Origin of the sequence: Vibrio barjaei (assembly GCF_001639065.2) — a bacterium.
Taxonomy (GTDB): Bacteria; Pseudomonadota; Gammaproteobacteria; order Enterobacterales; family Vibrionaceae; genus Vibrio; species Vibrio barjaei.
This window is the reverse complement of the sequence record NZ_LQXO02000034.1, coordinates 137919-160159: the sequence shown is the minus strand read 5'-3', so window position 1 is coordinate 160159 and position 22241 is coordinate 137919. Positions and strand designations below refer to the sequence as shown.

General features: G+C 45.6%; 18 protein-coding genes. 12 read left to right on the top strand and 6 right to left on the bottom strand.

Features of this window, described 5'->3' with window-relative positions:
• Positions 1 to 351: 351 nt before the first annotated feature.
• The 8 genes from secE to rpoC all read left to right on the top strand — a co-directional run bounded on the left by secE (position 352) and on the right by rpoC (position 12338).
• The gene (gene secE, locus AWH66_RS17250; protein WP_031496664.1) at positions 352 to 729 is read left to right on the top strand and encodes a preprotein translocase subunit SecE; all 378 of its coding nucleotides are present in this window, start codon (positions 352 to 354) and stop codon (positions 727 to 729) included.
• Between the two features lie 13 nt (positions 730 to 742).
• Complete coding sequence (gene nusG / locus AWH66_RS17245; RefSeq protein ID WP_031496663.1) at positions 743 to 1291, top strand: transcription termination/antitermination protein NusG; 549 nt, start codon at positions 743 to 745, stop codon at positions 1289 to 1291.
• Between the two features lie 165 nt (positions 1292 to 1456).
• Positions 1457 to 1885, top strand: a complete 429-nt coding sequence (gene rplK / locus AWH66_RS17240) for a 50S ribosomal protein L11 (protein WP_008078231.1) — start codon at positions 1457 to 1459, stop codon at positions 1883 to 1885.
• Positions 1886 to 1889: 4 nt separating this feature from the next.
• Positions 1890 to 2591 carry a 50S ribosomal protein L1 gene (rplA, locus tag AWH66_RS17235; protein WP_031496662.1) on the top strand — a complete coding sequence of 234 codons (702 nt, stop codon included), beginning with the start codon at positions 1890 to 1892 and terminating at the stop codon, positions 2589 to 2591.
• Between the two features lie 259 nt (positions 2592 to 2850).
• Positions 2851 to 3345: a 50S ribosomal protein L10 gene (gene rplJ, locus AWH66_RS17230; RefSeq protein ID WP_038231063.1), complete on the top strand. Its 495-nt coding sequence runs from the start codon at positions 2851 to 2853 to the stop codon at positions 3343 to 3345.
• 59 nt (positions 3346 to 3404) lie between these two features.
• Positions 3405 to 3773, top strand: coding sequence for a 50S ribosomal protein L7/L12 (gene rplL / locus AWH66_RS17225; RefSeq protein WP_031493851.1), 369 nt, complete (start codon positions 3405 to 3407; stop codon positions 3771 to 3773).
• Between the two features lie 249 nt (positions 3774 to 4022).
• Positions 4023 to 8048, top strand: coding sequence for a DNA-directed RNA polymerase subunit beta (gene rpoB / locus AWH66_RS17220; RefSeq protein ID WP_063603879.1), 4026 nt, complete (start codon positions 4023 to 4025; stop codon positions 8046 to 8048).
• An 87-nt stretch (positions 8049 to 8135) separates the two neighbouring features.
• Entirely contained in the window at positions 8136 to 12338 is a 4203-nt protein-coding gene (gene rpoC / locus AWH66_RS17215; RefSeq protein WP_063603880.1) for a DNA-directed RNA polymerase subunit beta', read from the top strand.
• 249 nt (positions 12339 to 12587) lie between these two features.
• Here rpoC and AWH66_RS17210 read toward each other — a convergent pair whose 3' ends face one another.
• Positions 12588 to 13076: an Rsd/AlgQ family anti-sigma factor gene (locus AWH66_RS17210; protein WP_031493852.1), complete on the bottom strand. Its 489-nt coding sequence runs from the start codon at positions 13074 to 13076 to the stop codon at positions 12588 to 12590.
• A gap of 164 nt (positions 13077 to 13240) precedes the next feature.
• Between AWH66_RS17210 and nudC the strand changes: the two genes are divergently transcribed.
• The 3 genes from nudC (at position 13241) to AWH66_RS17195 (ending at position 16024) form a co-directional block, all read left to right on the top strand.
• Positions 13241 to 14014, top strand: coding sequence for an NAD(+) diphosphatase (nudC, locus tag AWH66_RS17205; protein ID WP_063603973.1), 774 nt, complete (start codon positions 13241 to 13243; stop codon positions 14012 to 14014).
• A 309-nt stretch (positions 14015 to 14323) separates the two neighbouring features.
• The gene (gene hemE, locus AWH66_RS17200; protein ID WP_063603881.1) at positions 14324 to 15391 is read left to right on the top strand and encodes a uroporphyrinogen decarboxylase; all 1068 of its coding nucleotides are present in this window, start codon (positions 14324 to 14326) and stop codon (positions 15389 to 15391) included.
• Positions 15392 to 15493: 102 nt separating this feature from the next.
• Positions 15494 to 16024: a DUF4136 domain-containing protein gene (locus tag AWH66_RS17195; RefSeq protein WP_063603882.1), complete on the top strand. Its 531-nt coding sequence runs from the start codon at positions 15494 to 15496 to the stop codon at positions 16022 to 16024.
• Positions 16025 to 16313: 289 nt separating this feature from the next.
• Here the strand turns inward: AWH66_RS17195 and AWH66_RS17190 are convergent, their stop codons facing one another.
• A complete protein-coding gene (locus tag AWH66_RS17190) occupies positions 16314 to 17240 on the bottom strand; it encodes a D-2-hydroxyacid dehydrogenase (protein WP_063603883.1) in 927 nt (308 codons plus the stop codon).
• Positions 17241 to 17305: 65 nt separating this feature from the next.
• Between AWH66_RS17190 and AWH66_RS17185 the strand changes: the two genes are divergently transcribed.
• On the top strand, positions 17306 to 17893 hold the full coding sequence (locus tag AWH66_RS17185) for a YjaG family protein (RefSeq protein WP_006071293.1): 588 nt from the start codon (positions 17306 to 17308) through the stop codon (positions 17891 to 17893).
• A 91-nt stretch (positions 17894 to 17984) separates the two neighbouring features.
• On the opposite strand, the gene AWH66_RS17180 is transcribed toward AWH66_RS17185, so the two are convergent.
• From AWH66_RS17180 to AWH66_RS17165, 4 genes are read right to left on the bottom strand one after another with little or no spacing between them, the layout of a single operon-like run.
• On the bottom strand, positions 17985 to 18464 hold the full coding sequence (locus tag AWH66_RS17180; RefSeq protein WP_063603884.1) for a hypothetical protein: 480 nt from the start codon (positions 18462 to 18464) through the stop codon (positions 17985 to 17987).
• Between the two features lie 36 nt (positions 18465 to 18500).
• Positions 18501 to 19202 (bottom strand): winged helix-turn-helix domain-containing protein, encoded by a 702-nt coding sequence (locus tag AWH66_RS17175; RefSeq protein WP_063603885.1) that lies wholly within the window; start codon positions 19200 to 19202, stop codon positions 18501 to 18503.
• Between the two features lie 3 nt (positions 19203 to 19205).
• A complete protein-coding gene (locus AWH66_RS17170) occupies positions 19206 to 21536 on the bottom strand; it encodes a fimbria/pilus outer membrane usher protein (RefSeq protein WP_063603886.1) in 2331 nt (776 codons plus the stop codon).
• A gap of 11 nt (positions 21537 to 21547) precedes the next feature.
• The gene (locus tag AWH66_RS17165; protein ID WP_063603887.1) at positions 21548 to 22207 is read right to left on the bottom strand and encodes a fimbrial biogenesis chaperone; all 660 of its coding nucleotides are present in this window, start codon (positions 22205 to 22207) and stop codon (positions 21548 to 21550) included.
• Positions 22208 to 22241 lie beyond the last annotated feature (34 nt).

Below are 22241 nucleotides of genomic sequence, written 5' to 3'. Positions count from 1 at the left end.
GAAGGTGGCCGTACAGTAGGTGCTGGTGTTGTTGCTAAGATCTTCGACTAATTCTTAGAATTGTCGCAAGCTCTGGGAAAATCTTTGAATAAGATTTGACTAAGCAATGCTAAAAAGGGCATCATTTGATGCCCTTTTTCTGCGCTACTATATATAGAGGCGCAAAATTCATTCAGTGACTGCTCATTGTATGAATTTAGAAAGGATTTTAAGGGTTGAGTTGGAAAGTAATTTCTACCTGAGCCTTTGGCTAAAATGTTGGTTTGACTCAAATTTAATCAACATTAAAGGAATAAGCCCTGCAGCAGCGGGGTTGTTGTCGTCTAGTTAGACTTGTCACAGGTTGGTTTTATGAAAGCAAACGCTGAAACTCCTGATAGCTCAAATGCAGCAGATGTAATGAAGTGGATTGTCGCTTTTGCTCTGCTAGCCGCCGCTGTTGTGGGTAATTACCTGTATGGAGAACTTTCTGTAGTTCTTCGCGCTGCAGGTGTAGTTGTATTGATTGCTGCGGCACTTGGTGTAGCAGCTACAACAACAAAAGGTAAGGCAGCGATCACGTTCGCACGTGAAGCTCGCGTAGAAGTTCGCAAAGTAGTTTGGCCTACACGCCAAGAAACAATGCAAACTACGCTGATTGTCCTTGCAGTAAGTATTGTAATGGCGCTTGCGTTATGGGGTATCGACGGCATTATGGTTCGTCTTGTTGCATTCATAACCGGGTTATAGAGGGTGTTAATTCATGAGTGAAGCTCCGAAAAAACGCTGGTACGTAGTTCAAGCCTTTTCTGGTTTTGAAGGACGTGTGGCTCAGTCTCTTCGCGAACATATCAAAATGCACGCAATGGAAGAGTACTTTGGCGAAGTGCTAGTACCGACTGAAGAAGTTGTGGAAATGCGCGCAGGCCAACGCCGTAAAAGCGAGCGTAAGTTCTTCCCAGGCTACGTTCTTGTTCAGATGATCATGAACGATGAGTCTTGGCACTTAGTACGCAGTGTGCCACGTGTCATGGGCTTCATTGGTGGTACCTCTGACCGTCCTGCACCTATCACTGATAAAGAAGCTGACGCTATCCTAAATCGTCTAGAGAAGGCTAGTGAAGCTCCTCGTCCAAGAACAATGTTCGAAGCGGGTGAAGTGGTACGTGTCAATGAAGGTCCATTTGCTGACTTCAACGGTACTGTTGAAGAAGTGGATTACGATAAGAGCCGCGTAAAAGTGTCTGTATCGATCTTTGGTCGTGCAACACCAGTTGAGCTTGAATTCGGTCAAGTGGATAAGCTTGATTAATACTCGATTTTAAAGAGTATAAAAAATCACCTTTTTAGGGTTGAATAGGGCGCGAATTATGCTTATAATTTCGCGCCTTTTTACAGCACTGGCTGTAGAAAGTTTTATCAAAACACGGGGAGCTTTCCACTCGGATAGCGTTTGAACCCAAAATTAGGAAATATCATGGCTAAGAAAGTTGAAGCTTATATCAAACTGCAAGTTGCAGCTGGTATGGCAAACCCAAGTCCACCGGTTGGTCCTGCTCTAGGTCAACACGGTGTGAACATCATGGAATTCTGTAAAGCGTTCAACGCAAAAACAGAATCTATTGAGAAAGGTCTACCGACTCCAGTAGTTATCACTGTTTACAACGACCGTTCTTTCACGTTCGTAACTAAGACTCCACCTGCTGCTGTTCTTCTTAAGAAAGCTGCTGGCGTTAAGTCTGGTTCAGGTCGTCCTAACACTGAAAAAGTGGGTACAGTGACTGACGCTCAAATCCAAGAAATCGCAGAAACTAAAGCTGCTGATATGACTGGTGCTGACATTGAAGCGATGAAGCGTTCTATTGCGGGTACTGCTCGTTCAATGGGCCTAGTGGTAGAGGGTTAAGATCATGGCAAAACTTACTAAGCGTATGCGCGTTATCCGCGAAAAAGTTGAAGTAACTAAAGAATACGAAATCAACGAAGCTGTAGCTCTTCTTAAAGAACTAGCAACGGCTAAATTCGTTGAGTCTGTAGATGTTGCTGTTAACCTAGGCATCGATGCTCGTAAATCTGACCAGAACGTACGTGGTGCAACTGTACTACCTCACGGTACTGGCCGCGAAATCCGCGTTGCAGTGTTCACTCAAGGTGCAAACGCTGAAGCAGCTAAAGAAGCTGGCGCAGACATCGTTGGTATGGAAGATCTTGCTGAGCAAGTTAAGAAAGGCGAAATGAACTTCGACGTAGTTGTTGCTTCTCCAGATGCAATGCGTGTTGTTGGTCAACTAGGTACTATCCTAGGTCCTCGCGGTCTTATGCCAAACCCTAAAGTTGGTACTGTAACTCCTAACGTTGCTGAAGCAGTTAAGAACGCTAAAGCTGGTCAGGTTCGTTACCGTAACGACAAAAACGGCATCATTCACACTACTATCGGTAAAGTGAACTTCGAAGCGAACCAACTACAAGAGAACCTAGAAGCTCTACTAGTTGCGCTTAAGAAAGCGAAGCCGTCTTCAGCGAAAGGTACTTTCCTGAAGAAAGTAAGCATCTCTACTACTATGGGTGCTGGTGTTTCTGTAGATCAATCTACACTAAACACTCAAGCTTAATTGCTTGCATAGGCGCAAAAATTATGTATAATTTTGCGCCTATCAAATTTGTGGTTGGGGCTGAAACTCCTTAAGGAATTTAGCCTCCGTCCAAGACCGTAGGCGTTCTGAAAAGAACTTAATCATACCTACGTAGATGGTGCCAGACTGAAAGGAAGTTGAACGTAACGTTTATCTTTCTTCTGGAAAAAGCACCGTATGAACTCCCAAAATCGTGAAGATTTCGGGTGGTGTAAAAACAACCAGGAGTAAATCCAAGATGGCTTTAAACCTTCAAGACAAAAAAGCAATTGTTGCTGAAGTCAACGAAGCAGCCAGTGGTGCACTTTCTGCAGTTGTAGCTGACTCTCGTGGCGTTGAAGTAGGCGCGATGACTTCTCTACGTAAACAAGCGCGTGAAGCGGGTGTTTACATGAGAGTTGTTCGTAACACTCTAGCACGCCGTGCAGTAGAAGGTACTGAGTATGAGTGTCTAACTGACACTTTCACTGGTCCAACTCTACTTGCATTCTCTAACGAGCACCCAGGTGCTGCAGCGCGTCTTTTCAAAGACTTCGCTAAAGAGAACAAAGAATTCGAGATCAAAGCTGCTGCATTTGAAGGCGCGGTTACTGATGCTGAAGTACTAGCGACACTACCAACTTACGACGAAGCAATTGCACGCCTAATGATGTGCATGAAAGAAGCTTCTGCAGGCAAGCTGGTACGTACTATCGCTGCACTACGCGACCAGAAGCAAGAAGAAGCTGCTTAATCAGCTTGCTTTTTACTGGTTGCAAAATAAACTTATTGTTGACTTAAAAGAGAATTGTTATGTCTATTACTAACGAGCAAATCCTAGACGCAGTTGCAGAAATGTCTGTAATGCAAGTTGTTGAGCTTATCGAAGCTATGGAAGAGAAATTCGGCGTATCTGCTGCAGCTGCTGTTGTAGCTGGCGGTGCTGCTGGTGGCGAAGCTGCTGCTGAGCAAACTGAATTCGACGTAATCCTAACTGCTGCTGGCGGTAACAAAGTTGCTGTTATCAAAGCGGTACGTGGCGCAACAGGTCTAGGCCTTAAAGAAGCTAAAGGTCTTGTAGACTCAGCTCCAGCACCTCTAAAAGAAGGCGTTGACAAAGCTGAAGCTGAAGCTCTTAAAGCTCAGCTAGAAGAAGCTGGTGCTTCTGTTGAAGTTAAGTAATTATTACTTAATTTCTTAGCCTAACAGGCTAATGGCTGGTGGTTTATTGACCACCGGCCTTTTTGCGCTGTAGGGCGTAGATGAATTTTCCTGCTGTTTAAGCATCTACGCACCATGCAAAAAACGTTGCTCGACGCTTGAGTTAACGTCACTACAGTAAACAGTTGTTAGTCACTGCCCCATACTCCACCTTAAGTAACTAGGATGGACGGGCAGTTTGGGTCACTTATCAGCGAGCTGAGGAACCCCATGGTTTACTCTTATACCGAGAAAAAGCGCATCCGTAAGGACTTTGGTACTCGTCCACAAGTTTTGGACATTCCATACCTGCTATCGATCCAGCTCGATTCGTTCGACAAATTTATCGAACAGGATCCTGAAGGACAATATGGACTTGAAGCTGCTTTTCGTTCTGTATTTCCGATTCAGAGCTATAACGGCAATTCTGAGCTGCAATACGTTAGCTACCGTCTTGGTGAGCCAGTATTTGACGTTAAAGAATGTCAAATTCGTGGCGTTACCTATTCAAAACCACTACGCGTAAAACTGCGCCTAGTTATTTTTGATAGAGACGCACCGGCAGGTACTGTAAAAGACATTAAAGAACAAGAAGTCTACATGGGCGAAATTCCGCTTATGACAGACAATGGTACCTTCGTTATCAATGGTACCGAGAGGGTTATCGTATCCCAGCTGCACCGAAGCCCAGGCGTGTTCTTCGACAGCGATAAGGGTAAGACTCACTCTTCAGGTAAAGTTCTTTATAACGCACGTGTTATTCCTTACCGTGGTTCATGGCTCGACTTCGAGTTTGACCCGAAAGATAACCTATACGTACGTATTGACCGTCGTCGTAAACTACCAGCATCGATTATTCTTCGTGCACTAGGTAAGACGTCGGAAGAAATCCTCGATATCTTCTTCGAAAAAGTTAACTTCGAAGTAAAAGACCAAACTCTACTTATGGAGTTGGTGCCTGAGCGTCTACGTGGTGAGACTGCTTCATTCGATATCGAAGGCAATGGCAAGACTTATGTTGAGACAGGTCGTCGTGTTACTGCTCGTCACATCCGTCAACTTGAAAAAGATGGCGTTGAGTTCATTGAAGTACCTGTCGAGTACATCGTAGGTAAAGTAGCGTCTAAAGACTACATCAATGAAGCGACAGGTGAGATCATCGTTGGTGCAAACCAAGAGATCAGCCTAGAAGCATTAGCGAACCTATCTCAGGCAGGCGTTAAGAAACTAGAAGTTCTATTTACGAACGATCTAGACCACGGTCCGTTCATGTCTGACACACTACGTGTCGACAGCACGGTAGACCGCATCTCTGCGTTAGTAGAAATCTACCGTATGATGCGCCCTGGTGAGCCGCCAACAAAAGAAGCTGCAGAAGCACTATTCGAAAGCCTATTCTTCTCTGAAGAGCGTTATGATCTATCGACTGTTGGTCGTATGAAGTTTAACAGCTCTATCGGTCGTGAAGATGGCCTAGAGCAGGGTACGCTTGATGAGCAAGACATCATCGAAGTGATGAAGAAGCTTATCGCGATCCGTAACGGTATTGGTGAAGTTGATGATATCGACCACCTAGGTAACCGTCGTATCCGTTCTGTAGGTGAAATGGCTGAGAACCAATTCCGTGTTGGTCTTGTACGTGTTGAACGTGCAGTAAAAGAGCGTTTGAGCCTAGGTGACCTTGATGCAATCATGCCTCAAGACCTAATCAACGCTAAGCCTATTTCTGCGGCAGTTAAAGAATTCTTCGGTTCTTCACAGCTATCTCAGTTTATGGACCAGAACAACCCGCTTTCAGAAGTGACGCACAAGCGTCGTATTTCTGCATTGGGTCCTGGTGGTCTTACTCGTGAGCGCGCTGGCTTCGAAGTACGTGACGTACACGTAACTCACTACGGTCGTCTATGTCCTATCGAAACACCTGAAGGTCCGAACATCGGTCTAATTAACTCGCTATCTGCGTTTGCGCGTTGTAACGAGTACGGCTTCCTAGAGACGCCATACCGTCGCGTTGTAGATGGTGTAGTAACTGACGAAGTTGATTACCTATCAGCAATCGAAGAAGGCCAATTCGTTATCGCACAGGCTAACGCTGCGCTAACTGAAGAAGGTACTTTCGCTGACGAGCTAATCACTGCACGTCAAAAAGGTGAATCTGGTCTTCACCCACGCGACCATGTTAACTACATGGACGTTGCGACAAACCAAGTAGTATCTATCGCTGCCTCGCTTATCCCGTTCCTAGAACACGATGATGCGAACCGTGCATTGATGGGTGCGAACATGCAACGTCAGGCTGTTCCAACACTTAAGGCTGACAAGCCTCTAGTTGGTACTGGTATCGAGCGCAATGTAGCGGTTGACTCTGGTGTTACAGCAGTAGCTAAACGTGGCGGTACAGTTCAGTCTGTAGATGCTTCTCGTATCGTTATCAAAGTTAACGAAGACGAGCTGATCCCTGGCGAAGCAGGCATCGACATCTACAACCTGACTAAATACACGCGTTCTAACCAGAACACTTGTATTAACCAGCGCCCAACTGTACTACCTGGTGAGCCAGTAGCACGTGGTGACGTTCTTGCTGATGGTCCTTCAACAGACCTTGGTGAACTAGCGCTTGGTCAAAACATGCGTATCGCGTTCATGCCTTGGAACGGTTACAACTTCGAAGACTCGATCTTAGTATCTGAGCGCGTAGTTCAAGAAGACCGCTTCACGACTATCCACATCCAAGAGCTTTCTTGTGTGGCACGTGATACTAAGCTGGGTTCTGAAGAGATCACAGCGGATATTCCAAACGTAGGTGAGTCTGCTCTGTCTAAACTAGACGAGTCAGGTATCGTTTACATCGGTGCTGAAGTTAAGGGTGGCGACATCCTAGTTGGTAAAGTAACGCCTAAAGGTGAAACTCAGCTAACTCCTGAAGAGAAGCTACTACGTGCGATCTTCGGTGAAAAAGCATCTGACGTTAAAGATACTTCACTACGTGTACCTAACTCTGTTTCAGGTACCATCATTGACGTTCAAGTCTTCACTCGCGATGGCGTAGAGAAAGACAAGCGTGCTCTAGAAATCGAGCAAATGCAGCTGAAAGAAGCGAAGAAAGACCTAACTGAAGAATTCCAGATTCTTGAGGGTGGCCTTCTAAACCGTGTGAAAGCTGTACTACTTCAAGGTGGTTACTCTGACGCTAAACTAGATACTATCGATCGTAAGAAGTGGCTAGAACTAACGCTAGAAGACGATGCACTGCAATCTCAGCTTGAGCAACTTGCAGAGCAGTACGACGAGCTACGTGCAGACTTTGATAAGAAGTTTGAAACTAAGCGTCGTAAGATCACTCAAGGTGATGACCTAGCGCCTGGCGTTCTTAAGATTGTTAAAGTTTACCTAGCGGTTAAACGTCGTATCCAGCCTGGTGATAAGATGGCGGGTCGTCACGGTAACAAGGGTGTTATCTCTAAGATCAACCCTGTTGAAGACATGCCTTACGATGAGAAGGGTCAACCTGTCGACATCGTACTTAACCCACTGGGTGTACCTTCGCGTATGAACATCGGTCAGATCCTTGAGGTTCACTTAGGTCTGGCAGCGAAAGGTATCGGTGACAAGATCAACCAGATGGTGAAAGAGCAGCAAGAACTAGCGAAATTCCGCGAATTCCTGCAGAAGGTTTACGATCTAGGTGGTACTCGTCAGAACGTTGATATTGCATCACTGTCTGATGACGAAGTACGTACTCTGGTTAAGAACCTACGTGGCGGTCTACCGATTGCTACACCTGTCTTTGACGGTGCGTCTGAGAAGTCTATTAAAGAACTTCTAAAACTGGGTGATCTACCAGAATCTGGTCAGCTAACTCTGTTTGACGGTCGTACTGGTGATGCGTTTGAGCGTCCTGTAACTGTAGGTTACATGTACATGCTGAAACTGAACCACCTTGTTGATGACAAGATGCATGCTCGTTCAACTGGTTCGTACAGCCTAGTAACTCAGCAACCACTTGGTGGTAAAGCTCAGTTCGGTGGTCAGCGTTTCGGTGAGATGGAAGTATGGGCACTAGAAGCATACGGTGCAGCATATACGCTTCAAGAAATGCTAACGGTTAAGTCTGATGACGTTAACGGCCGTACGAAGATGTATAAGAACATCGTCGATGGTAACCACAGCATGGAACCTGGCATGCCAGAATCGTTCAACGTACTGTTGAAAGAGATCCGCTCGCTAGGTATCAACATCGAGCTAGAAGACGAATAATCCATCAGGATTATCTGGTAGAAAAGGGGCTCGCGCAGGTTTGCTGACCAAGCGAGCACCTTTTTAAACTCCTTACAGGAGCTGATTGTGAAAGACTTATTAAACTTTCTAAAAGCACAGCATAAGACCGAAGAATTTGATGCAATCAAAATCGGTCTATCTTCACCAGACATGATTCGTTCATGGTCTTTTGGTGAAGTTAAAAAACCTGAGACGATCAACTATCGTACGTTCAAACCTGAGCGCGATGGTCTGTTCTGTGCGCGTATTTTTGGCCCAGTTAAAGACTACGAATGTCTTTGCGGCAAATACAAGCGTCTGAAACACCGTGGTGTTATCTGTGAGAAGTGTGGCGTTGAAGTAACGCAAACTAAAGTTCGTCGTGACCGTATGGGCCACATCGAGCTTGCGTCTCCTGTCGCTCACATCTGGTTCCTAAAATCGCTACCATCTCGTATCGGTTTGCTAATGGACATCCCGCTACGTGATATCGAGCGTGTTCTTTACTTCGAAATGTACGTAGTAACTGAGCCGGGTATGACGGATCTAGAAAAAGGTCAGATGCTAACGGAAGAAGAGTATCTTGATCGTCTAGAAGAATGGGGTGATGAATTTACTGCTAAGATGGGTGCAGAAGCGATCAAAGATCTGCTGTCTACTATGGACATGCACGCTGAAGCAGAGATGATGCGCGAAGAGCTTGAGTCTACTAACTCAGAAACTAAGCGTAAGAAAATCACTAAGCGCTTGAAGCTAGTTGAAGCATTTATCCAATCAGGTAACAACCCTGAGTGGATGATCCTAACTGTGCTTCCGGTACTTCCGCCAGATCTACGCCCTCTAGTACCTCTAGATGGCGGTCGTTTTGCGACTTCTGATCTGAACGACCTATACCGTCGCGTGATCAACCGTAACAACCGTTTGAAGCGTCTTCTAGAGCTAGCGGCTCCGGACATCATCGTACGTAACGAAAAACGTATGCTGCAAGAGTCTGTTGATGCCCTTCTAGATAACGGTCGTCGCGGTCGTGCGATCACAGGTTCGAACAAGCGTCCTCTGAAATCTCTTGCTGATATGATCAAGGGTAAGCAAGGTCGTTTCCGTCAGAACCTTCTAGGTAAGCGTGTAGACTACTCTGGCCGTTCTGTAATCACAGTAGGTCCATACCTTCGTCTGCACCAGTGTGGTCTTCCTAAGAAGATGGCACTAGAGCTATTCAAACCATTTATCTACAGCAAGCTAGAAACTCGTGGCATGGCTACGACAATCAAAGCCGCTAAGAAGATGGTAGAGCGCGAAGAAGCGATCGTTTGGGATATCTTAGACGAAGTAATCCGCGAACACCCAGTACTATTGAACCGTGCACCAACACTTCACCGTCTTGGTATTCAGGCGTTCGAACCAGTACTAATCGAAGGTAAAGCGATTCAGCTACACCCACTTGTGTGTGCGGCGTATAACGCGGACTTCGATGGTGACCAAATGGCGGTACACGTGCCTCTAACTCTAGAAGCACAGCTTGAAGCTCGTACACTGATGATGTCGACAAATAACATTCTGTCGCCAGCGTCAGGTGATCCGATCATCGTACCTTCTCAGGACGTTGTATTGGGTCTGTACTACATGACACGTGACAAGATCAACGTGAAAGGTGAAGGTATGTACCTTGCTGGCCCTGAAGAGGCTGAGAAGGCATACCGTACTAAGAGCGCAGAGCTTCATGCTCGCGTAAAAGTACGTATCACTGAAACTGTAGTTGACGAAGACGGCAACAGCACAACTGAGACTAAGATGGTCGATACGACTGTTGGTCGTGCAATGCTATGGCAAATCGTTCCAGCTGGTCTTCCATACAGCTTGGTAAACCAAAAGCTAGGTAAGAAGCAAATCTCTAACCTATTGAACGAGGCTTACCGTAAGCTGGGTCTGAAAGACACAGTAATCTTCGCTGACCAAGTAATGTACGCAGGTTTTGCATACGCTGCACTTTCTGGTGTATCGGTTGGTATCGATGACATGGTGGTACCTCAAGCGAAGTACGACGAAATCGAATCAGCAGAAGAAGAAGTTCGCGAAATTCAAGATCAGTTCCAATCTGGTCTGGTAACCGCGGGTGAGCGCTACAACAAAGTGATCGATATTTGGGCATCGACCAACGATCGCGTAGCGAAAGCGATGATGGACAACCTATCATCTGAAACGGTTATTAACCGTGAAGGTGAAGAAGAGCAACAAGAGTCATTCAACAGCATCTACATGATGGCTGACTCGGGCGCTCGTGGTTCTGCAGCTCAGATTCGTCAGCTTGCTGGTATGCGTGGTCTGATGGCACGTCCAGATGGTTCAATCATCGAGACGCCAATCACCGCGAACTTTAAAGAAGGTCTAAACGTTCTTCAGTACTTTATCTCAACGCACGGTGCTCGTAAGGGTCTTGCGGATACAGCACTGAAAACAGCAAACTCGGGTTACCTAACTCGTCGTCTAGTAGACGTTGCTCAGGACGTTGTAGTTCACGAACATGACTGTGGCACCCATGAAGGTGTTGACATGATGCCTCACATCGAAGGTGGTGACGTTAAAGTTGCGCTTTCTGAGTTGGCACTAGGTCGTGTAGTTGCAGAAGACGTTCTTAAGCCAGGTACTGAAGATGTTCTGATCCCGCGTAATACTCTGATTGATGAGAAGTGGTGTCAGATCATGGAAGATAACTCTGTAGATAGCATGAAAGTGCGCTCAGTAGTTACCTGTGACGCGGACTTCGGTTGTTGTGCGCAGTGTTACGGCCGTGACCTTGCACGTGGTCACCTAGTAAACCAAGGTGAAGCAGTAGGTGTAATCGCTGCTCAGTCTATCGGTGAGCCGGGTACACAGCTTACGATGCGTACGTTCCACATCGGTGGTGCGGCATCAACAGCAGCAGCAGAGAACAGCATCCAAGCGAAGAACACAGGTTCTGTGAAACTTCATAATGCTAAGTTCGTAATCAACAAAGACAAGAAGCTGGTTATCACCTCTCGTGCGTCAGAAATGACGATTATCGATGAGTTTGGTCGTACTAAAGAGAAGCACAAACTTCCTTACGGTTCGATGCTAACTAAGGGTGACAACGATGCAGTTCAAGCTGGTGAAACAGTAGCGAACTGGGAAGCGCACACACTACCTATCATCACTGAAGTAGCAGGTCGCATCCAATTTGTTGACATGATCGATGGTGTAACAGTATCTCGCCAAACTGATGACCTAACAGGTCTATCTTCAAGCGAAGTGACTGAAGCAGCCGCTCGCCCAGCAGCAGGTAAAGATATGCGTCCAGCAATCAAGCTTGTTGATGAGCAAGGTAAAGACGTAATGATCGCTGGTACTGAAATGCCAGCACTTTACTTCCTACCTGGTAAAGCGATTGTAAACATCGAAGATGGTGCTGAAGTAGGCGTGGGTGATACGTTAGCGCGTATTCCTCAAAAATCTGGCGGTAACAAAGATATCACCGGTGGTCTACCTCGCGTTGCTGACCTATTTGAAGCTCGTAAGCCTAAGGAGCCTGCAATTCTTGCTGAGCACTCGGGTACCGTTTCATTCGGTAAGGAAACGAAAGGTAAGCGTCGTCTGATCATCACTCGTGATGGTGGTGACAACTACGAAGAGATGATTCCTAAGCATCGTCAGCTTAACGTGTTCGAAGGTGAACGTGTTGAGCGTGGTGACGTTATTGCTGATGGTCCAGAAACTCCGCATGACATTCTACGTCTACGTGGTATCCACGCTGTGACTCAATACATCGCGAACGAAGTTCAAGAAGTATACCGTTTACAGGGTGTTAAGATTAACGATAAGCACATCGAGACTATCGTTCGTCAAATGCTACGTAAGTGTACAATCACGCATGCAGGTGATTCTGAGTTCCTACCTGGTGAGCAAGTTGAGTATTCTCAAGTTAAGATTGCTAACCGTGCTCTAGAAGCAGAAGGTAAAGAACTGGTTCGCTTTGAACGTGACCTACTAGGTATCACTAAGGCATCTCTAGCAACAGAATCGTTTATCTCTGCGGCATCGTTCCAAGAAACGACGCGCGTACTAACAGAGGCTGCGGTATCTGGTAAGCGTGATGACCTACGTGGTCTGAAAGAGAACGTTATCGTGGGTCGTCTGATCCCAGCTGGTACTGGTTTTGCGTATCACCAAGACCGTCAAGCTAAGCGTGACGAAGCTCAGGAAGGTCCATCAGCTGAACAAGCGACGGATAACCTAGCTGCGCTACTAAACGCAGGTTTCTCTTCTGACGAGTAATCGTAGAAAGAAATGAAAAAAGGCGCCGAAAGGCGCCTTTTTTGTATCTGAAATTGTAATCTATCGTCATTCCTGTGTAGATAGAAATCTAGCTGAGGCTTGGTGATTCATGTTGGGTAGACCCTTGTCTTCGGGGGACGAGAGTCTTGGATGACGATGGTATAGCCGGAGAATACGCAGCAGAACAGACCCAGCTTGCGGGTCTGTCAAAGCTATAGTATAGCCTATTGCTGCTTACAATAGCGTCCTCTATGCCCCTGGTGGAATCGCTAAACTATCGGCAATCAGTTGGATCAGCTTATCTTCTACCGCGAAGCGTAACTCTAAGATTTCCCCAACTTTTGACATGTCCTGTTCGAAACTAGGCATCTCATCATCCACTTTCTTGTACTTATCGTTGAATTCAAGCAGTGGATCAGTGGTCAGGACAATCTTGGCGTAAGCTGCATCAATCTCATCGTTGGTCTTGAAGCCAGTCGCTTTCCACTTATCCATGACCATATCGTAGATCTTAAAATGCCCTTCAGAGATATAGTCGACAAGGTGATCGCAAAAGGAACCGATGTCTTTAGGAGAAGGCAGCTCGACGACGTTGGATTGAGCTTGAGAAGGTTGCAGAGAACCAAGCTTACAATATTCGACGATAAGCGCTTGGCGAGTTTCTAGCCAGTGGTCGATGACTTCGCTGGAGCCACCCCATTGTTCTTGTACTTGTTTGAATTTATTTAACATGACCATGTCCTCATGATCGGGACCGCAATAGGCGGTCTCTAGCTTTGTAATGACAAAGAGTTACTGAGAAATCGTTTCTCATGGTACCAGAATTAGAATTTCGTTTTTCTAGCTGGTATGAATTTAGATTGCCAGTAAAATGGTCGAACTGCAAGCAATGAGGATTCATGATGTTAAAAAAAAGTGAAAGCCACATTCATCAAGCTTATTGGTGTGTGGTGTCAGGGAGCGAACTATGGCTTGTAGACGGTGAGGTACCGCAAGGTTCGGCGGAGCAATTTCAACTCCCAGCGACCCAGGCTATTCAGGTTGGAGAGTTTGAAGGTACACCGGTAATGTGGCTCAATGATTCAGATCTAGACGGTGAGCGATCACTTACTTCTCTACGTGAGTTACTGCATCTACCAGAGGCGCTTTTTTACCAGTTATCCAAAGCTATCCAATATGGCTACATGAGTCAGTCGATGCGTTTTTGCCCTCAATGTGGTGGACGAAATCATCTCAATCACAATCAACTGGCTATGCAATGCCAAGACTGTCGAACTCTACACTATCCACGAATTTTCCCATGCATTATTGTGGCGGTCCGCAAAGGGTCGCAGATTCTATTAGCTCAGCATAATCGCCATGCTGGCGGCATGTATACCGTGATTGCTGGTTTTTTAGAAGTGGGCGAAACCCTAGAAACATGTGTCGCACGCGAAGTAGAAGAGGAAACGGGCATTAAGGTGGGTAACATTCGCTATTTCGGCAGCCAACCTTGGGCGTTTCCATCAAGCATGATGATGGCGTTTTTGGCCGATTATGAGAGTGGTGAGATTAAACCAGACTTCTCTGAGTTGAAAGATGCGCAGTGGTTTGAAACCAGTGCACTGCCTCTAGTGGCGCCAGAAGGGACCATTGCCCGAGCATTGATCAATGCCACGGCAGAGCAAATTCAGTAGGATAAAAAAAACCCTCCGCAAGCGGAGGGGGTAAGTAAGATGTCGTTATGAGATGCTGAGTGCGATACTCAGTTGTATTATTGTAATTTTCGCTAGCAAACAAACTTTTAACATTCCTATTAACGGGTTGCAAATTCACTATTAGATTGGTCATTAATAATATGATCTGGCTTGCAAAGTGGCTCTTTTTTGAGCGTTCAAGCATAAGACCGGATAGCCCTCAAATTTTGGTAAAAGAATTGTTATCTATGGCTGCACACGGTCAACGATTAGCGTTAAACTAACGCCTTTCGAATTGGAGAAAAAAGAATGACGGAATTAAAGAACGATCGCTATCTTCGAGCGTTGTTAAAGCAACCTGTAGATTACACACCAGTATGGATGATGCGCCAAGCAGGACGTTACCTTCCTGAGTATCGTGAAACACGTGCTGTGGCTGGAGACTTCATGTCTTTGTGTAAGAACGCCGAGTTAGCATCTGAAGTGACGCTACAGCCGCTTCGTCGTTTCCCACTCGACGCTGCCATTCTGTTTTCTGACATCCTGACTATTCCAGATGCGATGGGTTTAGGCTTACACTTTGAAGCGGGTGAAGGTCCTAAGTTTGAACGTCCTATTACTTGCAAAGCGGACGTCGACAAAATTGGTTTACCTGATCCAGAAGGCGAGCTGCAATATGTAATGAATGCAGTGCGTCAAATTCGTAAAGACCTGAATGGTGATGTACCACTTATCGGTTTTTCTGGCAGTCCTTGGACGCTGGCAACTTACATGGTTGAAGGGGGCAGTTCGAAAGCCTTCACGAAGATCAAAAAGATGATGTACGCAGAGCCACAAATTCTGCACGCACTACTGGATAAGTTAGCGGACAGTGTTATTGAGTACCTTAACGCCCAAATTAAAGCGGGTGCGCAATCGGTCATGGTATTTGATACATGGGGTGGCGTATTGACGCCTCGTGATTACAACCTGTTCTCACTACAGTACATGCACAAGATCGTTGATGGTCTTATTCGTGAAAACGACGGTCGTCGCGTTCCAGTGACACTATTTACTAAGAATGGCGGCATGTGGCTTGAACAAATCGCAGCAACAGGCTGTGATGCAGTAGGTCTAGACTGGACGATCAATATCGCGGACGCTAAAGTACGTATCGGCGACAAAGTGGCACTGCAAGGTAACATGGACCCATCAATGCTTTACGCTCAGCCAGAGCGCATTCGTGAAGAAGTTGCGACCATTCTGGAAGGCTTCGGTGATGGTGGCACTGGTCATGTTTTCAACTTAGGCCATGGTATTCATCTAGATGTTCCACCTGAAAATGCAGGTGTATTTGTTGAAGCGGTGCACGAGTTATCTAAACCGTATCACAAGTAAATCGAGTTAATGTTTTTTATAAAGCCGTCATCTTAAGTAGATGACGGCTTTTTTTCTATTTTTGACTAAGCTAAACAGAGGCACTCGTTAAGAGGACTGACTATGTTTAAAGCGGTCACCCCATTCCTTACTTCGCTGTTCTTCCTCATTGGTTGCGCCTCCGACGTGGCGACGGATTACGACTCAAGTACTAACTTCTCAGCATTCAAGACTTATCAATATCAAGAAAACAGTGCAGATCCTGTTAGCCTTGATGGAGCTCGCATCAAAAAAGCGGTCGACAATGAAATGGCATTGCGAGGACTGACGTTGGTGGAGAAAGATGCCGATGTGTTGGTGCATTATGACATCCTAGAGGGCACAGAGTTGTTAGCGGACGGGCCAAGTTTCGGTATCGGTATCGGGTCAGGTGGGTACAACAGTGCTTATGGAGTAGGGGTAAGGACGCCAACTCGAGTGAAAGAGAAGAAGTTCGGTAAACTGAGCGTTGAGCTTATTGATGCCAAATCGAACGATGTGGTGTGGCGCTCGGTGTCACAGCGCCAATTGACCGAAACCATGGAGCCAGCGGATAGAAATGTGTTTGTGCAAGAACAGGTGCACAAGATGTTTGAAGAATACCCTACGAGATAGTTTATCTGTGGCTGGTGGGCTTACCACATACGTCATTCCACTAGCCGTGCGCCTGCGCAGGCAGAAATCTACTAGAGGCTTGGTGCGCGAGTTGAGAAGACTCCTGCCTACGCAGGAGTGACGACTATTTTGACTTTGATGAACCAACAGCTTACGTCATTCCACTAGCCGTGCGCTTACGCAGGCAGGAATCTACTTGAGGCTTGGTGCGTGCGTTGAGAGGACTCCTGCCTTCGCAGGAGTGACAACTTTTTGAGAATGATGCTTGATAAAACTAAAGCATCCCCCCTTAATACCCACGCTCAAAATCCACCAAATTCTGCAACTGAAACCCATCACGCCAGCGCAAATAGTTCTCGGCAAAAATCTCGACCACTTGCTCAGGAAAACTGATTGCAGCAATGTGTGGGGTTACGGTGACATTTGGGTTGTGCCAGTAAGGGCACTCTTGAGAAATAGGCTCGTTGATAAATACGTCCAAGAAAGCGTGGACCAAGTGACCTTTATCCAACGCACTAAGCAGGGCATTACTATCAACGGTTTGGCCTCTACCAACATTGAAGAATAAAGCATGACGGCAGGCTGCAAAGAGTTGTTCGTTGAACAGTCCATTTGTCGTCGGGGTGTTGGGCAAGGTATTGACGATAATATCCGCTTGCTCCAGCGCTTTTTCTGCTTCATTGATATGAAAAGTTTCTGCAAACGCACTTTGGCGAGGAGGAATGCCAGTGCGATTAACACCGATAGGCACAATACCCAGTACTTTGACGGTATTCGCCAGATGACTACCAATCGCACCCGTACCAAAAATCACCATACGTTTGCCAATCAGCGATTGATAGCTGTGTGGCTGCCAGTCACGTTTTTGCTGCTGTTGTTTATAGAGATCGAAATGACGGAAGTAATTGATGGCGTAACCCAGCACATACTCACTGATCTGCTGACCAAAAATGCCTTTTACGTTAGTGAGCTTGTAGTCTTTACGCAGAGATTCGCCAAGTAAGGCATCAATGCCAGCATAGGTAGATTGAACCCACTGTAACTGCTCAGCACTATCGAGTTCGGAAGCAAGCTTTGGCGGCGCTGCCAGCACAATAGTGGCATTACTCAACTCAGAGATAATCTCCAAATCAGGCAATTGTCTTGCTTCGAGCAGTGGCAGGTAGTGTTCATTGTTGTCTGTCACAAGTGCTAAGCGATGCTTTTGCGTCGTCATTTCTGGCTATTCCCTATCCGTTTGGTTACACTTCCGCAGACTATATTCACTACGGCAGAGCGACCATGTTAAAGAACCCTATTCAGGTACGTATCGAAAAATTTGAGCCTTGGCAGCATATCACTTTTATGACCTGTTTGTGCGAGCGTATGTACCCCAACTTCGCTATGTTCTGTGAGCAAACCGAGTTTGCTGAAGCGCGTGTGTACCGCAATATTTTGGATGCAGTATGGGAACTGCTGACGGTGAAAACCGCCAAAATCAACTTCGAAAAGCAGCTTGAAAAGCTAGAAGAGGTCATTCCGAATTCGGAAGATTTCGATATCTACGGCGTCTATCCAGCGATTGATGCGTGTTTTGCCTTATCGACTCTATTGCATGGTTTGCTCGATCGTGATTACTTACTGGAATCAACGCTTAAGATCAGTCAACAGTCTGTCGCGACTGTGGCTCAGCTTGAACAAGCAGAAACCGGTGTGGAAATCACCAATGAGAACCAAAAAGAAAACGAAGCTGTGTGTGAAGAGTGGGATGTTCAGTGGGCTATTTTCCGTCCACTACGTGATTGCACTGAGCGTGATATAGAGCTGATTAAAGATCTTCGCCTTGAGCTTAAGGAAGAGGGAGTCAGTAACATTGGTGTAAGTATCTAGCGTACGCCTTCAGGATAGAAAAGTGCGTTCTCAGGTAAGTTTTCCACGACCAGCCTGAGAACGACCAAACTAAACTCAATACCTTCTCGTCTTAATCAAAAAAACTGGTCTTGCCAAACAAGGCGATGTCGTAGCCGATATCAAATGGGTAATCAAACACAGAGACGTACTGATTAGGCTGTTTTGTCTCGAGCAGCAGCCCAACAATCAACAGCTGGTTATCATAAAACGTATCGGCATACAGCGCTTGATTATCGACGGCCACTGCAGGTTTTACCTCTCTCTGACTGATAAACAACGTGTAAATCTCCGACCCTCGTTTACCCCAAAGCATGGTTTTATTAATGACCCTCCCGCTGGCTTTATTTTCAATATACACAGACAACACGCCTGAGCGGCATTTGCCTTTTTGCAAATTGAGCTCACCATCATGAGTAAACCTATAGCTACATCCCAAGCCATTAACGAAGGGATACAATAGCCAAACAACAGAAACCATTAGCAGCAAAGCAACGAAGCATTTTGATGTCGCTATTGTTCGCAGGTTGGCCATAGCATTGGTAGAGCGCATTCAGTATTCCTTACTATTCGAAGCTAAAATCTCGGTTCAGTGTGTTATTGGGACCAAGCGAATAATGCCATCTTCATCAGAAGTATCCCGAAAATACACCACATGACCCTCCGTCTCTTGAGACAGGGCGTGTACCGTGTTATCTGGCAGAGAGAATGAACCGATTAAAGTGGTGTCGCCACGCTTATAGGTGTGCATACTTGGCTTTATCGATGACACGTAAAAAATCACTAAAGCACAAAACAACAAGGCGGCATAAAGTGCCATTAAAGGCACCTTTTTGACTAACTCAAACCGAGTTGGTGTCGCAACTGCGTCGTTAGGTGAAGGGCATTCTTCGACGGGCTGAGCGGTTAGTTCAGAAGAGCTAGCATCATTAGCCTTAGCGTTGGTTGAACCTACGTTCACGCTGACAAAAGGCACGTCATTGGTGATCAAAATGACATTAGGGTCTAACCGAAAACCAATAGTTGGAACGGTTTCTAAGCACATCACTAAGCCAACTTTATCCAACGCTGTCCGAATATTTCGGATGGCGACATTGAGCGAATTAGCGACAACAATCTTGCCAGGCCAGCCAACGTCCAATAACTGTTGCTTGGTTAATGGGTGCCCTTGGGCATTGCAAAGAGCTTCTAGGATAAGTCGCTCACTGCTGTTTAATTTGGCGATAGTAAGCCCGTCTTCCGCCAGGTGACCATTATTCGGGTTCAAGGTTATATTTGTGGTTGGTGTCATGATTTAGCTTCTATTACTTGGGGACAGACACTCGGCTTCATAATAATCTAAGCCAGACATATCGATATAGCTGTCTTCAATAATGTTTACGTCACAGCTGAGCATAGGAACACTTAGGTGTTCCTCATTTTTGTCAAATGCCGCAATAAATACACGGCCATCACTGTCAAAGTAGCTACTAATCGGGGCATCATTACTATAAAGCTTAGTTCCTAATGAAACCTCTTGCCTCAGCTTAAGCATGGTGTCGCGCCCTTTTTTAACGTTGTAAGTGACTAAGGTGAGAGCGCCTTCACTTGGAATCGTATTTGCGACGGTATTGTCAAGGTAGACTCCATCAGGAATCGACTTGGATTCGACTGAAACTCGATTTTGACTGTACGCAGAGGCTGAAGGGATGAGCGCAAAGCCATCCGCGTTTGTTTTACCGGCATTTCTTATTTTTAACCCTTCAACATCGTCAACTCTGACCAATATATTGGTGTCGGAGAGACGCCGAGTTGGAAGCACGGTATTTTCAGCAACGACCAAGCCACCTTTTACGGTGCCTCTAACCTGTGAACCCGATTGAGAGTTTGAGTATTGCAGAGAATAATCGTTATATTCACTATTGCTTGATAAAGACAAACCATGCCCAACAATGCCCTTCTTATCATCGAAACGCAGAGAGCCTGATACGGAGCTACTGTCGCCGAACCGCATACCACTAGACAACGAGGTACTGGCAGGGCGACCACTGCTGTGTGAGCGAGATAGGCTTACGCGCGATTTTCCCCAGTTGAGTGGCATCGAAAAATTCATCGAGAGGCGATTGTCGACGGCAAAGTCATTCTGATTACTCTCTTTAGAATAGGCTTTTAGTGCGCTAACGGAGTACCGATAGTGTTCATTACCAAATGAGTATCCTAAGCCAAAGCTTTGGAATTGTGCTTTGTCTGATCCTCCCAGAGACTGAAACAGACTGACGCTTCCAAGTTGAAAGGGCAGGCCGCTACTCGCTGACGTAGAAAACTGATAGCCTTTTCTAACCATATCGGCAATATGGCTACTATTGATATCTCGGTACCCATTTCCCAAAAAATGACTCAGAGAGGTCTGAAAATTCAGCGACCAGAATGGCAAGCTTTTGGTTAAGCTTGAATTGATTTTAGTCCCCGATTGACCCGTTGGAAGGTAAGTAGAATGGGCAGCCGACAAGCGAACACCACCTAATAGGTCGAAATTCATCGTACTAGCCACAGATAGGTTGCTATAGTCGCGCTCGACGAAAAGCCCAGTAGTTAAAGATTGAGTATCCGTCAGACCATAGACCAACTCTCCTCCTAAAAAGGCGTGTGAGTTGGTTCGTTGTAGCCCTGTAAATAAGCTATGTTCGCTAGTGCCTTGCTTTAGGACACTGAGTACCAATTGACTAGGAACTGAAAAAACCGCTTCACGTCCATCTTCTTCTTTAATGCTGACCACGAAATCACTATTGGAGCGAATGTTCATATCGTTAATAGTAAATTCGCCGGCCGCCACGTATTCAGTGTGAATCAGTTCGTTGTCTTGATAAACACGCACTTCGGCATTCGTTTCCGCATTGGCACGAATGGTTGTGGTGTCCGTCATTTGCCCTGATTGATATAAACGGCTATTACTGCTCAAGCTAACGCCTTGCATATCGACCGCCCCCATGACTGCTGTGCTTTGACTTAGTTCACCAAACATAAACTTGCTGCGCAGTGAAGGAATGTTGGTATATCCATAGAGATATCCATTGGATACTGTCGTCTCTTGATTCATCATAGAAGCCGAGAGGCTACTCTTGAAGCGAAACCGTCCCACATTGAATTGTGGGCTTGCTGAACCGTAAGCTCTGTAGTTATCGTCAAACTTAGTCGTCATTCCAGCCGAATATGGCAACATTAATGCTGTGATGCCATCATCATAATGAGTCAGAGCATACTGTTTTTCTGACAGCAAAAATCTGGAAGGGATGTTCATGGCTATTTCGAAACTGCCAAAATCAATATCCAAGCCAATTTCGCTGCTTAGCACACATGCGCCTTGTGTTAAGTTGATATCCGGTTTAATGCCGAACTCACTTAATTGTTGTTCTGAGAAGCATGGCGTGCTTTCTCCTTGCTCATTGCTGTAGAAGAGAATGGATTCAAAATACGTTCGCCTTTTATTGACGGTAATTTTAAAGTCATAGTTACCATCAGGGATGTGATTAACCAAGCTGCCGAGAGAGGCATCTTTAGAGATGCCATTAAGGAGAGAAAGATCAAAACCTCCCGCAAAAGATAGTAAGGGAGCAGTCAGAATGAACAGAATTAAGGAACGTAACATGGGTAATATATCTATAGCGAGCGTTTATCTTTAGCAAGTAACCCAATGTCGTCGATGTAATTTAATTCAAAAGAATTGTTGGGGTTAAAATTGCTACGTTTAGTAAATGTAATCTCCTGATAAGGGGCAATCATTTGTACTACCATCGTCTCTTCTTTTCTTTGTTCAATAGAGATGAGCGTGATGTGTAATGGAGACTCATTTTTTACTGCAAAATCATCGCCTTGTTTGTTAATGACGAGTTTCTTTACTGCATCGGCCATGGTTAGAGTTGCAATAGATTTCGGTCTGATAAATAACTTGTAATGCATATCCATGCCAGCAACGACATCTGATGGAGTGTCTGACTGCTCTTTTATAGAGACAGCACTAAGAGTCCGATATGTTTCTACTTCATTAGAGTCCATTACTGACTCTAAATTATAGATTCTGAATCCTGAGCGACTATCTGCTTTAGATAGAATGATATTCGGTGTTATTATCGGCAGCTTCTCTTCATCAAAGCTGTCATCTAATATAGAAAGCTGTACTAATGTCGCAGAATCTGAGTTATTAACGATTTCACCTTGAAAGTATTTATTCCCTTCAATATAAACGACCCTGGATCCGGGAATAGCAATAGCACAGCAAATATTTGGTAGTATTAGCATTAGTAATATATATTTTTTCATTTTTTACATCTCTATATCTTTGGAGTATATAAAT